This window comes from Aggregatimonas sangjinii (assembly GCF_005943945.1).
Taxonomy (GTDB): domain Bacteria; phylum Bacteroidota; class Bacteroidia; order Flavobacteriales; family Flavobacteriaceae; genus Pelagihabitans; species Pelagihabitans sangjinii.
Map to the genome: position 1 here is coordinate 1,848,591 of NZ_CP040710.1, position 14,923 is coordinate 1,863,513.

The 14,923-nt window shown below is 44.1% G+C and carries 14 protein-coding genes; 5 read left to right on the plus strand and 9 right to left on the minus strand.

Translation table 11 applies throughout. The features are described 5' to 3' along the window. Positions 1–9 precede the first annotated feature (9 nt). On the minus strand, positions 10–1,284 hold the full coding sequence (locus FGM00_RS07580; protein ID WP_138852314.1) for a beta-ketoacyl-[acyl-carrier-protein] synthase family protein: 1,275 nt from the start codon (positions 1,282–1,284) through the stop codon (positions 10–12). Continuing rightward, the gene (locus tag FGM00_RS07585) at positions 1,277–1,729 is read right to left on the minus strand and encodes a 3-hydroxyacyl-ACP dehydratase FabZ family protein (RefSeq protein WP_138852315.1); all 453 of its coding nucleotides are present in this window, start codon (positions 1,727–1,729) and stop codon (positions 1,277–1,279) included. The genes FGM00_RS07580 and FGM00_RS07585 overlap by 8 nt, the downstream gene beginning before the upstream one ends. A 420-nt stretch (positions 1,730–2,149) precedes the next feature. On the opposite strand from FGM00_RS07585, the gene FGM00_RS07590 reads away from it, so the two are divergent. Both FGM00_RS07590 and FGM00_RS07595 read left to right on the plus strand, forming a co-directional pair. After that, the gene (locus tag FGM00_RS07590) at positions 2,150–4,342 is read left to right on the plus strand and encodes a PAS domain-containing sensor histidine kinase (RefSeq protein WP_138852316.1); all 2,193 of its coding nucleotides are present in this window, start codon (positions 2,150–2,152) and stop codon (positions 4,340–4,342) included. 30 nt (positions 4,343–4,372) lie between these two features. Further along, positions 4,373–4,774: a response regulator gene (locus FGM00_RS07595; protein WP_138852317.1), complete on the plus strand. Its 402-nt coding sequence runs from the start codon at positions 4,373–4,375 to the stop codon at positions 4,772–4,774. Between the two features lie 69 nt (positions 4,775–4,843). On the opposite strand, the gene FGM00_RS07600 is transcribed toward FGM00_RS07595, so the two are convergent. The 7 genes from FGM00_RS07600 to FGM00_RS07630 all read right to left on the minus strand — a co-directional run bounded on the left by FGM00_RS07600 (position 4,844) and on the right by FGM00_RS07630 (position 12,460). Next, positions 4,844–5,635 carry an SDR family oxidoreductase gene (locus tag FGM00_RS07600; RefSeq protein WP_138852318.1) on the minus strand — a complete coding sequence of 264 codons (792 nt, stop codon included), beginning with the start codon at positions 5,633–5,635 and terminating at the stop codon, positions 4,844–4,846. Positions 5,636–5,873: 238 nt separating this feature from the next. Beyond that, on the minus strand, positions 5,874–6,929 hold the full coding sequence (locus tag FGM00_RS07605; RefSeq protein WP_138854660.1) for a type III polyketide synthase: 1,056 nt from the start codon (positions 6,927–6,929) through the stop codon (positions 5,874–5,876). Further along, positions 6,926–7,651 carry a methyltransferase domain-containing protein gene (locus FGM00_RS07610; RefSeq protein WP_138852319.1) on the minus strand — a complete coding sequence of 242 codons (726 nt, stop codon included), beginning with the start codon at positions 7,649–7,651 and terminating at the stop codon, positions 6,926–6,928. The genes FGM00_RS07605 and FGM00_RS07610 overlap by 4 nt, the downstream gene beginning before the upstream one ends. Next, positions 7,645–8,772: an NAD(P)/FAD-dependent oxidoreductase gene (locus FGM00_RS07615; protein ID WP_138852320.1), complete on the minus strand. Its 1,128-nt coding sequence runs from the start codon at positions 8,770–8,772 to the stop codon at positions 7,645–7,647. The genes FGM00_RS07610 and FGM00_RS07615 overlap by 7 nt, the downstream gene beginning before the upstream one ends. Positions 8,773–8,843: 71 nt before the next feature. Beyond that, positions 8,844–9,539, minus strand: a complete 696-nt coding sequence (locus FGM00_RS07620) for an OmpA family protein (protein ID WP_236262968.1) — start codon at positions 9,537–9,539, stop codon at positions 8,844–8,846. A 3-nt stretch (positions 9,540–9,542) separates the two neighbouring features. Beyond that, positions 9,543–10,016, minus strand: coding sequence for a lipocalin-like domain-containing protein (locus FGM00_RS07625; protein ID WP_138852321.1), 474 nt, complete (start codon positions 10,014–10,016; stop codon positions 9,543–9,545). A 467-nt stretch (positions 10,017–10,483) separates the two neighbouring features. Further along, positions 10,484–12,460 carry an alpha-ketoacid dehydrogenase subunit alpha/beta gene (locus FGM00_RS07630; protein ID WP_138852322.1) on the minus strand — a complete coding sequence of 659 codons (1,977 nt, stop codon included), beginning with the start codon at positions 12,458–12,460 and terminating at the stop codon, positions 10,484–10,486. A 119-nt stretch (positions 12,461–12,579) separates the two neighbouring features. On the opposite strand from FGM00_RS07630, the gene FGM00_RS07635 reads away from it, so the two are divergent. The 3 genes from FGM00_RS07635 to FGM00_RS07645 all read left to right on the plus strand — a co-directional run bounded on the left by FGM00_RS07635 (position 12,580) and on the right by FGM00_RS07645 (position 14,922). Beyond that, positions 12,580–13,530: an isopenicillin N synthase family dioxygenase gene (locus tag FGM00_RS07635; protein WP_138852323.1), complete on the plus strand. Its 951-nt coding sequence runs from the start codon at positions 12,580–12,582 to the stop codon at positions 13,528–13,530. Between the two features lies 1 nt (position 13,531). Next, a complete protein-coding gene (locus FGM00_RS07640; protein WP_138852324.1) occupies positions 13,532–13,858 on the plus strand; it encodes a translation initiation factor in 327 nt (108 codons plus the stop codon). A gap of 131 nt (positions 13,859–13,989) precedes the next feature. Beyond that, positions 13,990–14,922 (plus strand): DUF1835 domain-containing protein, encoded by a 933-nt coding sequence (locus FGM00_RS07645; protein ID WP_138852325.1) that lies wholly within the window; start codon positions 13,990–13,992, stop codon positions 14,920–14,922. Position 14,923 lies beyond the last annotated feature (1 nt).

The following is a 14,923-nucleotide window of genomic DNA, read 5'->3' on the forward strand; positions in this document are numbered from 1 at the left end:
CACATGGTATCAGTCGCAATATTGGCCAAAAATAACACATGCATTTACATCCCCAAAACCAAAACTCGCCTTGGCAAGGAAACGCGGTTGGTGTAAGATGGTTTTTTGTGGAATTTTCGTAGCATCGACCTGTTCCAGTATATTCGGGTTCAAATCCTCGCAATTTAAATTACCGAACACCTGACCTTTGGCAATTTGTAAAACGGAAGCAACACATTCTACACTTCCAGCAGCTGCCAGGCAATGCCCGAAATGCCCCTTGAAGGAATTTACAAAGGGGAAGTTCATGCCTGAAACACCTAAGGCCGTCTTCCAATTCTCTATTTCCAGGGCATCCTTGCCCGTAGCAGTAAGGTGTCCGTTGATGGTATCGATATCGGAAGCTTGCACTCCCGAATTACCAATCGCTTCCCGAATACAGCGGATTACGGCTTCGCTGTTCGGTGCCGTCATACTGCCCTCGCCGCGTTGCCCACCACTATTGACGGCGCCGCCTAAGACCTCGGCATAAATATGCGCGTTGCGCTCTTGGGCACTTTCCAAAGATTCCAATACCAAAGCCCCTGCCCCACTTCCTGGAACAAAACCGGCCGCGCTGGCACTCATTGGTCTACTGGCGCGCGTCGGGTCGTCATTGTATTTTCGCGGCAGGATACGCATACTGTCGAAACCTGCCCATATGTAGGGTCCACTATCGCTACAACTCCCTACAAGCATACGCTCTGCCTTTCCCGCCCGAATACGCTCATAGCCCATGATCACCCCCTCCGTTCCTGTACTACAGGCCGATGAATTGGTGGTGACTTGATTGCCACAACCTAAAATACCCCCTAAATAGGCACTGATACCACTGGCCATGACCTGCATGACCGACCCGCTGCCCAGTTTGCGAACGTTGTTGGCATCGATTTGATAGATGGACTCCCGGAACTTATCGGCCCCAAGGATTCCCGTTCCAAATAAAATACCGCTATTCCAATCAGGGGTTCCTTTGGCCACAATCGCTAAACCGGCATCCTTCCAAGCATCACGCCCCGCAATAACGCCATAGACAAGTCCGCTTGAATTGAGTCCACGCAACTGTAAGGGCGTAAAATAGTTGGCCAGTAGATTGTCTTTAATCAACGGCTCCCCTGCCACTTGACAAGAAAAGCCGAGCTGTTTGAGCTTTGGATGATGACGAATACCGCTACGTCCTGTTTGCATGGCACGGGTGAAATTTTCCAAGCCAACGCCATTAGGGGCACAAACTCCCAAACCGGTAACCACGACACGTTTATCCATCTACCTTTGTTTTTAGCATGCCAGAGAGGACGCCCCTGCACACCAATTCCCCTTGGGCATTATGCATTCGTACTTTGCATTTTAGTTTCTGAAATCGAAAATAAACCTTTTCCGAAGACACCGTTACCGTCTCATTGGGCAGTATAGGTATCAAGAATTCCATTTCGGAACTGCTCATTCCGATTTGAAGTCCGGCTGTGGAACTATTTTCTTTTAGCAGCAACCAAATTCCAAAGCAAACCAAGCCAATCTGAGCGCAGCACTCGGTCAAGATCACACCTGGAGTAATCGGCCTATTTTTAAAATGGCCCCTGTAGAAATATGAGCCTTTCTTAAATGTATAGGTACCCGTAACTCCTTCATCACTTATTGAGCTCAAGGTATCCACAAAAAGAAAGGGTTCGGTATACGGAAGTGCGGCCATGATTTCGTTCTCTATCGCCATGTGGTTATTTTCAAATTCTATTATGCTTAAGAAAGTATTCCGCTACGCAACTAGTATAGCTACGTTTCTTCAAAAATAGCGCTTAATCCCGAAGCTTCGCACCATTTGACACGCTCAAAATAAATACGTTTGTTAAACATCTTGGAAGAGGCCATTTAAGCGTATCCAATTCCTGAACGGAATACCGAGAATATGTATGCTTAACAGTAGCCCATACACATCGAAAGTACATTACCACTCCAGAAATCGGAAATACTACAATTTTATCGTCTTAAAAATGAGAGTTCAGAAGCTATTCCTTCATCCCGCAGCCTTTGAGAGCCTTTAGGAAAATTTCACCTGTAAAAACCCTCCTACAATTTTAGGGTAATTCTTACGTTGTAAAAAGAGATCTTTTTTTAAATTAAAACCAATACCGTTTTGGAAACACTTTCCGTTAATTTTCTCATCAAAGACTCTCCGACCGCCGTCGCCATTCTGGACAAGGATATGTGCTTTATCGGTCATTCTAAGGTATGGCTTGAGGAGTTTCCTTCAAAGTCCGCTTCATTGATCGGTAAATCGTATTACGAAGTCCTTCCCACTACTCCTTTAGCGCTTAAAAAAATACATCTGCAATGCCTAAAAGGCAAACTAAATCAGCATAAAGGGAAGAAATTCGTTCATGCCAACGGCACCGTACAATGGCTCAAATGGAAAATCAATGCATGGAAAGACGAAGCGGGAAATATAGGAGGACTAATCATCGTACAGGAAGACATTACCGAAACCAAACGGCGTGAGGAATTGCTGTTAATAGCCGAAAAAGTTGCCAAAATTGGGGGTTGGGAAGTAGACATGGCGACCAGTAAAGTATATTGGACGGAAGTTACCAAAGAAATTCATGAGGTACCGCAAGACTATGAGCCGAATCTCGAGGAGGGCATCAACTTCTATAAAAAAGGAGAACATCGGGATAATATCACCCGTATGGTCAGTGAAGCCATCCAAAACGGAACCCCATGGGATACCGAGCTCATCATCGTAACCGCAAAGCACAAAGAATTATGGGTGCGGGCCAAGGGCGAAGCCGAGGTCATAGATGGCGAATGTGTGCGTATTTATGGTACATTTCAGGATATTGATGAACAAAAGAAGACAGAACTGGCGTTTTTAAAAGCAACCGAAAGGCTCTCCGTTGCCACTCAAGGGGCAAAAGTAGGCATTTGGGACTATGACATCGTGAACAACAAATTGGTATGGGACGATAATATGTATAGTCTTTATGGCGTCAATAAAAGCGACTTTAAGGGTGAATATGAGGCTTGGCAGGCCGGATTATATCCAGAGGATAAAGCCCGCGGCGACCGAGAAATTAAAATGGCCATTTCAGGCAAAAAGGAATTTGATACCATGTTTCGCGTGGTTTGGCCATCAGGTGAAATACGCCATATTCGCGCCATTGCCGTAACCCAAAGAGATGCTGATGGTAAAGCGATTAAAATGACCGGCACCAACTGGGATATTACGGAACTGAAAAACACCCAGTTACAGCTTGTGCGCAGTAAGGAATCTTTTAAAAATACCTTTAAAAATTCGGCCATCGGCCTGGTAACAGTCAGCTTAGATGGGACTTTTATGGAAGTAAATCAAAGTATGTGCAAGAGTTTGGGCTATTCTGAAGAGGACTTATGCAAACTGACATTTAAGGATATTACACATCCCGATGACTTGAAAAAGGACTTGGCGCTATTCAAAAAAATTACGGATAGAAAACAGGATAGTTTTCAAACCGAAAAACGGTATTTCCACAAAAATGGAACTATTGTTCATGCCATTCTTACCGTAAGTGCCGGCAAGGATATCCACGGTAAACTGTCTTATTTTATTGGTCAAATCATTGATATTTCAGAAAGAATCAAAATCAAGGATAAATTGACCCACTATGCTGAGATAACCAAAGAGCAAAATGAGAGCCTGCTGAATTTTGCCCACATTGTATCGCATAACCTCAGATCACATTCCAGTAATCTGTCCATGATATCCGGTTTTCTCCATACGGAAAAAGACGAATCGGAACGTGGTAATTTGCTGGGTATGCTAAGCGAGGCCTCGGACAGCCTTATGGAGACCGTATTACATTTGAACGAAGTGGTTCAGGTAAAAGTGGGCGCACCTGAAAAGATGAAAAAGGTGAACCTCTACAATACCATCAAAAATGTTGAAAAAAATCTAAGCCTTCTTATCCAGGAAAAAAATGCCAGCAGTTGTATCGATATACCAAAGAATCAAACCATAAGCGCCATTCCGGCCTATTTGGATAGTATTCTCTTGAACCTTTATACGAATAGCATCAAATATAGTTCCCCTAATCGGGCACCAATTATAAAAATAAGCGCCACGCAAACGGCTAATAATTTGGTCGTGACATTTAACGATAATGGTCTTGGGATAGATATGGATAGACATGGCAGTAAACTGTTCGGCATGTACAAAACATTCCATCGTAATAAGGACGCCAAGGGAATAGGCCTGTTTATCACAAAAAATCAGATCGAGGCTATGAGCGGTAAAATAGCGGTAGAAAGCGCCGTTGATGTAGGAACGACGTTCACCTTACATTTTGTACTCTAAACCTATATAAAACTCTAAATTAAGTGACAAATGAACAAAGTGAGAAGCACTTGTATAATCGACGATGATCATATTTTCGTATATGGTACCAAGCGTCTCATCAAAGAAATCGGTTTTAGTGATAACATTTTGGTATTCAATAATGGACAAGATGCTATCGACGGCTTGAACCAAATGACCGCCAATGGAGAAGAACTACCATCGGTGATATTTCTCGACTTGAATATGCCCATCATGAACGGATGGGAATTTTTGGAAGACTTTGTAAAAATACCCAATAACAATAGGGAAAAAGTAACTATCTATATGATTAGTTCTTCCGTTAACCCTAGAGATTTAGAAAGAATCAAGGAATACCACATTGTTAATGATTATATCCTCAAACCGATGTCTTCGGACGATTTACAGCGCGTACTTAAACAAGCCGTATAGTGCATAAATAAGGTGGTATTGCTTACAAAACGAAATCAAAAGAGCCCTGTAACGACTGCTTCCAAACTTTTATCGTAAACTTTCACCTCCATCGACTTTGATGACTGTCCCGGTAATCCATTTTGCGTCTTCGGTAGTAAGAAGATAAGCTACATTGGCAACATCTTCCGGGCTTGTCAATCGCCCGTTGGGGTTTCGCAACAAGGCATTTTTTTTAAGCGCTTCATGGCCCGGAATCATACGAAAAGAGGTGGTGTCAGTGATACCGGCTTGTAAACAATTCGCTTTTATTCCCGAATCGGCAAATTCCAATGCAATATTTCTCGTTATGGCTTCCAATACGGCCTTGGCCGCGGAAACCGCGGCATAGTTGGCCCATGCCTTTTGGTTTCCTTCGCTGGTAAACGAAATCACCCTGGAATCCTCTGCGAATAATTGTTCCGCATGCAGGGCCTTTACCCAATCGTATAAACTAAGGGCCATTGCATCAACTGTCAATTGAAAATCGGCATTTGAAAGTGTACGACCGCCCTCGGAACGCATCGGTTTCAAATTGCCCTTTGCAATACTGTGCACCAACACCCGTATGCCCTGCGAATTTTTCAACATTGTCTTTAAGGAGCGGATGATTTCAGCTCTTTTCTCCAGATTAACGGCATCCATATTAAAAGATTCTAGCCGTACGCGCTCTAAACTGATCTCCTTAAAATGGGCGTCAATGCGCATCGCATCGGCTTTTCTATCCCTATGAACAATAAGGATATCAAATCCGTTCTTGGCCAATTTTTTCGCCGTTGCCAGCCCCAGGCCGCTACTACCACCCAGAATTAAGGCCCATCCTTTTTTATCTTTTTTGTCCATTTTCAAATACATTAAATCGCAAACACAAATTCAAGATTCAAATAACGAGGCGTTAAAGGCTTTCTGACATGATTGCGCATTGCCAAGAAAGACATCTGAATTTAAGATTTTTTAGATATTCTACCTCGCGCATGAGACACCGAGCATCGTGCATCAAACACCGAACATCTTAAATTACATACTAAGCGCAGTCGAAGTGCAAACATCGACTATCCAATAGCCAACACCCATTACCACCTTACCATTCCAACAATACACGCTGGGCTGAAAATCCCGGTCCAAAACTGAGCATCAGCCCCTGCTCTCCTTTCTTTATATCCTGTTCCATAAAACGTTCGAGGACATACAGCACCGTGGCGCTGCTCATATTGCCATATTGTCTAAGCACTTCCCGTGTCTCATCGATATCCTTGCCCAATTCCCCAAAGAGGGATTCAACGGTTTGAACGATTTTTTTTCCTCCGGGATGAAAGATCAAATGATCTACTTGGGCTATGGAACTGCCCATCTTTGCTAAAAAGGGATGAACAATGTGTTCGAAATTGTCTGAAATCGCCTGAGGTACACTGGGATCTAGAATCATTTTAAGCCCGAAATTCGTCAGGTCAAAACCCATGAGATGCGTAGAATCGGGGAAATGAAACATCTCGCTCCCAACGATTTTTGGTCCAGTAGTCCCCTTTTTAGATGATAACAGGACACAAGCCGCACCATCACCAAAAATCGCGGCACTGACCATATTTGCCATGGAGTAGTCATTGAGCTGAAAGGTAGCGGTCGGACTCTCGACTGCGACCACGGCCGCACGTTTACCGGGATTCGCCCTTAAAAAGTTTTCGGCATAGATCAAGCCCGAAATACCGGCCGCGCAGCCCATTTCGGTAACAGGCAAGCGCACGACATCGTCCCTTAAGTTCAATGTGTTGATCAAATAAGCATCCAAAGACGGTATCATGATACCCGTACAGCTTACCGTAATGATAAAATCCAAGGATTTGGCCTTCCATGCGGCATTTTTAAGCGCTTTTGTGAGCACTTGGGAACCCAATTTTTTTACTTCACGAGCATAAATAGCATTCTTATCCTCGAACGAGGTGGCGGTAAAGACCTCTTCGGGATCCATGATACTATACCGCTTATCGACGGCCGCACCTTCAAAAATTTTGATAACCTTACGTCGAAAGCGTTCCTCCCGGTCACCAAGCCAAAGCTCCACAAATGGAATAATATCGGCTGTAGCCTTAGCATATTTTGGAAGCTGCTTGGCAACTGTTTTAATACGGATGTCGTTCATGGTGTGTTTGGTCGTTTGGGTTGCATAATCCATACATAGCGAAATGCCCATTTCCATTCGATAATATGGCGCATATGGGGTAAATCTTTGGCGAAATTCAGTAAATCATGCTTTTTGAAACCTTTACGAATAGATATGAGTCCGTCGATCTTGGCGGTATTCGTTTTAATGAATATCAAACTGAATATCTTGAAGAGATAAAAGGCCACGCGGCTTCGGTGCAGGTCGTTATTGATGACACCGATTTTTGCCAGGCGGGCGCATTGTTTCAATAATGCCGGTAATTGCTCATTGCTAAAATGATGTGTGGTCAGGGTTGTAATCAGGATGTCGCAGTTCAAATCGGTTTGGTTCAATTCCAATACATCTTGTTTCAAAAATCGAATTTCAGGATAACCGACCGATGCCTCTTGGGCGATTTGTAGCGTGTTGGTATTCAGGTCGATACCGATAAAATCAGCATTTATTTCACGCTTTCGGCAATATTGGGCTACTTCCCGCAACATCGTGCCATCACCACAACCGACATCTAAAACAATATAACGTTCTTGTGGATGCTCCCGTACCAATTTGGCAAACGCTTCGATGGTAATGGCGTTGCCCCCCAAAATCCGATTAACCCGATTAATGTCGTCCAAAACTTCTTTCAATTGTGTTCCCCCCCTTTTGAAGTCATCCATAATTTCGGTCTCCGTGCTCCTTTTCTTTAATCTTCCTAGCATATGATGGGTTTACCATGGGTTTGTGCGATCAGTTTTTGTAGAAGCCATGATGATTTGGCAAGTGTGGCCATGGCCACATTGGAAAGGGATTCGTTCAACAAGATCGATTGCAACTGCCTCCCTCTGTTTAAACGTCTTTCAAAATTCGTATTCCAAGTCGACGTGTATGCCATCTCCAAGTCGGATCGATCGACATCCTTACAGTCAAAATAGTGAAGAACATGTTCCGCAGCTATTTTAGCACTATGAATGGCCATAGCCATCCCATTCCCGCAAAGTGGATGGATCAATCCGGCAGCATCGCCGCACATCAACATATGATTCACGACAGCCTTTTTCGATTCAAATGATATTTGGGCAATCGTCAAGGGAGCCTCGAAAATAGGCGTCGCATCTCGCAGAAAATCGCCTAGGAACGGATTTTGGCTTATGACTTTATTGTTAAAGTTAAGAATGTCTTTGTAGTGCTTAAAGCTTTCATAAGAAGTCAAGTAGCAAAAATTCACTGCGCCCGTTTCTGTTTTAGATAGTCCACCGTAGCCCCCCTTAAAATTGTGCAAGGCCACCTTGTTTTTTGGAAAATCCGGGTAGTCATAATGGCATTTTACACCTAGCCATGAAGATGGTTGGCGCATGAATTTTCGGTTCAATCGCTTATCGATATTGGAGCGTTTACCGAAAGCACCTATGGCAATTTGTCCGAGGTATGCCTGGTTTTGCGCATCGGTACACTCAAAGGAATCATTTTGAAACGTTACGGAGGTAATCGAATGGAAAACGAACTCTACTCCTACGGCCAACGCCTTTTTGTACAATAATTCATCAAAAGCATACCTGCTGATGCCTATCCCGCCCAGGGGAAGCTCCAATTCCGTAAACCGTCCTTCTCGTGTGCTCAGTAGCAAGGTGTCTATCGCCACTGAGGTATCAGATAGAAAAATTTGCAAAGATTCCAGATAGGGAATGACTTCATTGGAAACGTACTCGCCGCAGACCTTATGCCGTGGGTAGGCTTCCTTTTCAAAAACGCAAACAGAACGGCCTTTTCCCGCCAAGTGAATGGCTGCTGTCAGCCCCGCAAGGCCACCGCCGATAATAAGTACATCATAAGGCTTCTTCATCAATGGTGAAGATAGCACATAAACAAAAAAAATCCCGCCTTATTGGACGGGATTTAAGAAAATATATTGACTCATTCGCCAGTTTTCATCTTGGCTTCTTTCTTCAATTCTTCATCAGCAATTATAGCTAATTCCACTCTACGGTTCTTGGCTTTGCCTTCCTTGGTTTCATTATCACCGATAGGCTGGGTCTCTCCATACCATTTTGTTGTAAATCGTGAGGCATCCAACCCTTTTGATGTGAGGTATTGGGTAACGGACTTCGCACGTTGTTCGGATAAGGTTTCGTTGTACTCGTCCGGTCCGGCGCTATCGGTATGGCCCTCTACGAGGATATAGGAATTCGGGTATTCTTGAAAAATATCCGCCAACTTATTCAAGGTAGTCGCCGAAGTTCCCTTTACATTCGACTTATTGGTATCGAAATAAACACCGGCGTCTTCTGTAAAAGTCACATTAATGCCTTCCCCAACACGAGTTACCACTGCTCCTGGAATCTCTTCCTCGATTCGCTGGGCCTGTTTATCCATTCGGTTTCCGATATAACCACCCGCAGCACCACCTACGGCGGCACCAATGATGGCACCCAACACGGTATTTCCACCTTTTCCAATGTTATTTCCTAAGACCCCTCCTATCGCTGCACCGCCGGCAGCGCCTATAACAGCTCCTTTTTGGGTCTTATTCGCGTTTTTAGTAGCATTACAGCCAATGAGCAATGTCATCGCCATAAACGTATAAATCAATTTTCTTCCTTTATGTATCATGTTCTATTTTTTTGTGAATTCATATACAATCGTGACGCGCTCTGCACCTACCGAAACATTCGATTTTAAAACCATCGCATTTTCCGTCATTTCCGAGATGTTGAGCCTGTAGCCTACACCGCCAGAAATATCCTTGTATTTTTCATCGATACGTTTTAGCTGTAATTGATTCGGGCTGCCGTCTACGACCGACCAGCGAATGTAGCGGTCTCCCCCTTCACACAGGGTAGATTGTGCAATCGTGTAACGCCCGGTATTGTTGTTGTTTCTAAAAAACCAATTACTACCCTCGAAACATATGTCTTTGGCATCGTTGAAAATGACCGATGAGAAATTGCCCTCACCGTTTTCATAGGATACGTTGTTCAATATCCATGTGCCACTGAGCGTATTTTCCTGTTGCCTTGCCTGTTTCGAGACCGAGCAGGACGACAACGCGGTTGCCAGTGCAGCGAATAGAATAAGTGTTTTGTTCATATTTCAGTTTTTGTTTTGATTTATAGATGTACGTTGCGGTACCTTTTTTAGTTGGCGCCCAACCTACGATCTATCATAAGTTTAACAGTTGCAAAGCAAAAGCATCATGAGGAAACCTGATAGGCGGAAAGATTTTAATGTTGACTCATTTGCCCGAAATCCGATGAAATGCTCCTTGAGGAGTCGTAATCCATTGAGCTTTCTGCCGGACGGGTAGCGTCAAAATCTTGGATTAGAGAACCATCGCGGTATTTGTCTCGACCCGAACCGTCGGAATCGAGGGAAGAATCCTGGCGTTGTTTGTTTTAAAAATCATAAATCTGTTGGCAGGCGAACTAAACTTTTTGTCTTAACTCTTGAATCTAGCCTCTTATCGCTATGGAACGTAAATAACTTAATGCTACGCCCAAGGCGGAGCCTTTCGGAATTTTATTGATCAAGGCACTTCATCGCAATGTAAAAGGAGTTTAATAGGCCAATAAGTCAAGCAGTGCTCCTTCAAAACGCCTTTTGGGCAAATAATTATCTTCCAACTTTTTGGCAAACGGTATTGGGGTTTCCAAGCTGGCTACGCGTTTTACGGGTGCATCCAAATGCTCGAAACAGTTTTCCATAACAAGGGCGGAAATGTCACTGGCAATGCCCCCAAAGAGGCTGTCCTCTTGTAAAATAATCAACTTTCCGGTCTTTCTGACCGATGTGTACACCGTCTCGATGTCCAATGGCTGCAAAGTCCGCAAATCGATAAGGTCCGTTTTGATTTCGGAATGCGCTTTTAAGGTATCCAAGGCCCAATGCACTCCTGCGCCGTAGGACACGATCGTAATGTCGTTTCCTTCCCGAAGTAACGCCGCACGACCGAATGGCAGGGTGTAGTAATCCGTTGGAACATCTTGGTAAACACTTCTGTACAGGGCTTTGTGCTCGAAGAATAGCACCGGATTGGGGTCTTCGATAGCGGTAGCCAATAGTCCTTTTGCGTCATAAGGAAAAGCAGGATATACCACCTTTAGCCCAGGGGTCTTCGTAAACCAAGCCTCATTTGTCTGGGAGTGAAATGGCCCGGCGCCTACGTCTCCCCCGCAAGGCATTCGAATGACCACATCGGCATGCTCGCCCCAACGGTAATGGCTTTTGGCCAAATAATTCACCACAGGATTAAAACCACTGCTCACAAAGTCGGCAAACTGCATTTCCACGACCGCTTTCATCCCGTTGATGGAGAGCCCCATTGCCGCTGCAACGACAGCGGACTCACATATAGGCGTATTGCGAATCCTTTCCGGGCCAAAAGCTTCCATAAAACCGTCGGTGATTTTAAAGACACCCCCATAATCGGCGACGTCCTGCCCCATAATAACGAGCTCATCGTACTTTTCCATGGCTAGTCTTAAGCCTTCGGATATTGCATCGACCAAACGAATATTTTTAGTTTCTATGGATGGCTTAACTTCCTCATAGTTAAACGACTTGTAAACTTCTTCTAATTCTTTACTTTCGTTCAATTCTACCGCTGGCTCCTCAAAGGACAACTTTAAATCGGCATCGATTTCGGTAGTGATTTCATCTTTTAATGCTTCGATTTTGGCTGTGGTCAGCACATCCTGTTCCAATAGAAACGCTTCATAATTCGCAATCGGATCTTTCTGCGTCCACTTGTCCATCAATTCCTGAGGCACGTATTTTGTGCCGCTCGCTTCTTCGTGTCCCCGCATTCGAAAGGTCTTGAATTCCAATAAAATCGGTCGGGGTTTTTTACGTACACTCTCTGTTAACCTTTTCAATAAGGTGTAGACTTCAAGAATATTATTTCCATCAACCATATGGGATTCCATCCCGTAACCCACTCCCTTATCCACCAAATGTTGACAATGGTATTGCTGATTGGTAGGGGTGGAAAGTCCGTAACCGTTATTCTCAATGCAAAAAAGCACCGGAAGTTGCCAAACCGATGCGATGTTGAGCGCCTCGTGAAAATCGCCTTCGCTCGTACCGCCTTCCCCGGTAAATACAGCGGTCACCTTTTTTTCGCCTCTGAGCACGTTGGCCAGGGCGATACCAGTAGCTACGCCCAACTGCGGGCCTAAATGGGAAATCATTCCCACGATTTTATACTCTTGGGTACCAAAGTGAAAACTACGATCGCGACCGTTCGTAAATCCGTTGGCTTTACCCTGCCATTGGGAAAACAGGCGATGCAAGGGTATGTTGCGACTCGTAAATACGCCTAGGTTACGGTGCATGGGCAGCACGTACTCCTCCGCGTCCAAAGCGGCCGTTACTCCTACCGAAATCGCTTCCTGCCCGATACCGCTGAACCATTTTGAGATTTTTCCCTGACGTAGGAGAATAAGCATTTTTTCCTCGATCATTCGCGGCTTCAGCATATTCCGGTACAACTGCAATTGCATTTCTTCCGAAACGCCCCTATTTTGGTAGTTCATGTTACATTAATCCTAAGTAATCCCATTTCAAGCGATAAATGTAACAAAAACGCAATCAAAAAGTATAATTGTATTCCTTACCGATTTTATTAACTTCGTCTAAACTTAAATCAGAGGCCATGAGCGGGATACCTAGCGTAGATCTACAGGATTTCATTTCGGGGGATAATGAACGGAAACAACAATTTATCGCTGATATCGGTAAGGCTTTTGGGGATATTGGCTTTGTGGCGTTAAGCGGACACTTTCTTTCCGAGGAATTAGTCGATAAGCTCTATGCCGAAATCAAGAAGTTTTTTGAATTGCCCCAAGAAGTTAAAGATTCCTATGAAATCGAGGGAATCGGCGGCCAACGTGGCTATACCTCCTTCGGAAAAGAACACGCTAAAGGCCGGAAAGTCGGTGACCTCAAGGAATTCTGGCACTTTGGACAGTATGTTGAAGACAATCCAAAACTGGAAGCCGAATACCCTGACAATGTAATCGTAAAGGAATTGCCAGCCTTTAACGAGGTAGGAAAGGAGACCTTTCGAATGTTGGAAAAAACGGCCAAACATGTTTTAAGGGCGCTCGCCCTACACCTTGGTTTGCAGGAAACCTATTTTGACGACTATATCAAGAACGGTAATTCCATCCTACGCCCCATACACTATCCCCCGATTACTGAAGAACCCAAAAATGCCGAGCGTGCCGCGGCCCATGGCGATATTAACTTGATTACGCTGCTCATGGGTGCCCAAGGCCGTGGTCTACAGGTGCAAAATCATAAGGGCGAATGGATTGATGCCATCGCCCGTCCCGATCAATTGATGATCAATGTCGGCGATATGCTTTCCAGGTTAACGAACAATAAGCTGAAATCTACGATCCACAAAGTGGTAAACCCACCACGGGAACTTTGGGGGTCCTCCCGTTATTCCATCCCATTTTTCATGCACCCGGTAAGTGAAATGCCTTTGAATTGTTTGGAAGAATGCATCGATGACGAACATCCGAAGGCGTTCAAAGATATTACTGCCGGAGAATTCCTGCACGAACGATTATTGGAGTTAGGATTGATAAAAGAGTAATATGAGTTTGGAGGACCAACTTAAAAATCTGTTTCCAGAACATGTTCCGGAAGAGACCACGCCCGAAAAGCCCGAAAGCGATATTTGGATGCAGGACGATCCGATTATCTGTAAATACGAGAAGCGCAAGGGCAAACCCATCACCATTCTGGAAGGGTATAACGGATCGGACACCGACTTGAAAACCCTGGCAAAGGAATTAAAGACCAAACTCAGTGTAGGGGGAACGGTTAAACAAAACAAAATAATCATTCAAGGGGATTCTCGAGATAAAATCATGCAACTTCTTAAAAATAAGGGGTTTCAGGTAAAACGGGTCGGTGGCTAGTATCGTTACTCCCGAGCACAAAGCACGACACAAAACGTTTTGTTTAAAACTTATTAATTTTTTCTGTTAATTTTTTTCATTGCTTTCTATTAAATACTATTTTTAGTTAATCGAAAACCCGACACGCTAATATGAGCTCCCTACTACACATTACCAATGGAGACAGCTTTACCGAAAGGCTGAATTCCCTCAAAATTAAGGGCGATATCATTACATGGCGCGAGATGTTGTGCGAGGGAAAAACACTGACCAACGTCGGTAGTGAATCTTTTTGGAAAACACGATTTGACTTTCTTCACAAAAATTATAAGGTCTCCAAATCAATTTTTATTGAAAAGACCCTTAAGGAATACCGTTCACTCTGCAACCACAAGCAGCAGGACGAGATAGTTCTTTGGTTTGAATACGATCTTTTTTGTCAAGTGAATATGATTGCGGTATTGAGTTGGCTGAAAACCCATCGCAAATATGCGCAGATATCCTTGGTTTGCAGTGGTAAGGAAGATGAGACGGATAAAATGTATGCCCTAAACGAGCTGACCGATGAAAAGCTACTGGAATTGTACGAGAACAAGACCATATTAAAACAAGACGACATTGAATATGCCGATTACGTTTGGCAACTGTACTGTAGTGACAACCCCATCCGTTTAGAAAATCTTTCCGATTTCGAAAATTACCGTTTTGATTATCTATCCCAGGCCATTGATGATCACTTGCACCGTTTTCCTTCCATTAAAAATGGACTGAACGACATGGAGAACAATATTCTTCGGCAAGCTTTGGAGAAAAAACCCTCGAACAAGAAGAAGTTCCTATCGACACTTTTGCAAAATCAAGGCTCCCTAGGTTTCGGAGATTCCCAGTATGAAAGGGCTATCGGTCGGTTAAAGCCATTGTTCAGCGGGTTCAACCCGGTACGGCTTTCCAGAAAAGGCAAACAAATATTAGAGGGCAAAACAAGTTATTATTCCCATATGCGGGATAGTGAAGTATATCTTGGTGGTTCCCTTAAATACAATTACCTCTACAATACCGACAATAGTAGAATTCTTAAGCTCTAGC

Coding starts and splice junctions, on each gene's coding strand:
- FGM00_RS07610 (WP_138852319.1), bottom strand. CDS start 7,651: ATGCTAGGAAGATTAAAGAAAAGGAGCACGGAGACCGAAATTATGGAT.
- FGM00_RS07625 (WP_138852321.1), bottom strand. CDS start 10,016: ATGAACAAAACACTTATTCTATTCGCTGCACTGGCAACCGCGTTGTCG.
- FGM00_RS07600 (WP_138852318.1), bottom strand. CDS start 5,635: ATGGACAAAAAAGATAAAAAAGGATGGGCCTTAATTCTGGGTGGTAGT.
- FGM00_RS07645 (WP_138852325.1), top strand. CDS start 13,990: ATGAGCTCCCTACTACACATTACCAATGGAGACAGCTTTACCGAAAGG.
- FGM00_RS07640 (WP_138852324.1), top strand. CDS start 13,532: ATGAGTTTGGAGGACCAACTTAAAAATCTGTTTCCAGAACATGTTCCG.
- FGM00_RS07630 (WP_138852322.1), bottom strand. CDS start 12,460: ATGAACTACCAAAATAGGGGCGTTTCGGAAGAAATGCAATTGCAGTTG.
- FGM00_RS07585 (WP_138852315.1), bottom strand. CDS start 1,729: ATGGCGATAGAGAACGAAATCATGGCCGCACTTCCGTATACCGAACCC.
- FGM00_RS07580 (WP_138852314.1), bottom strand. CDS start 1,284: ATGGATAAACGTGTCGTGGTTACCGGTTTGGGAGTTTGTGCCCCTAAT.
- FGM00_RS07595 (WP_138852317.1), top strand. CDS start 4,373: ATGAACAAAGTGAGAAGCACTTGTATAATCGACGATGATCATATTTTC.
- FGM00_RS07635 (WP_138852323.1), top strand. CDS start 12,580: ATGAGCGGGATACCTAGCGTAGATCTACAGGATTTCATTTCGGGGGAT.
- FGM00_RS07605 (WP_138854660.1), bottom strand. CDS start 6,929: ATGAACGACATCCGTATTAAAACAGTTGCCAAGCAGCTTCCAAAATAT.
- FGM00_RS07620 (WP_236262968.1), bottom strand. CDS start 9,539: ATGATACATAAAGGAAGAAAATTGATTTATACGTTTATGGCGATGACA.
- FGM00_RS07615 (WP_138852320.1), bottom strand. CDS start 8,772: ATGAAGAAGCCTTATGATGTACTTATTATCGGCGGTGGCCTTGCGGGG.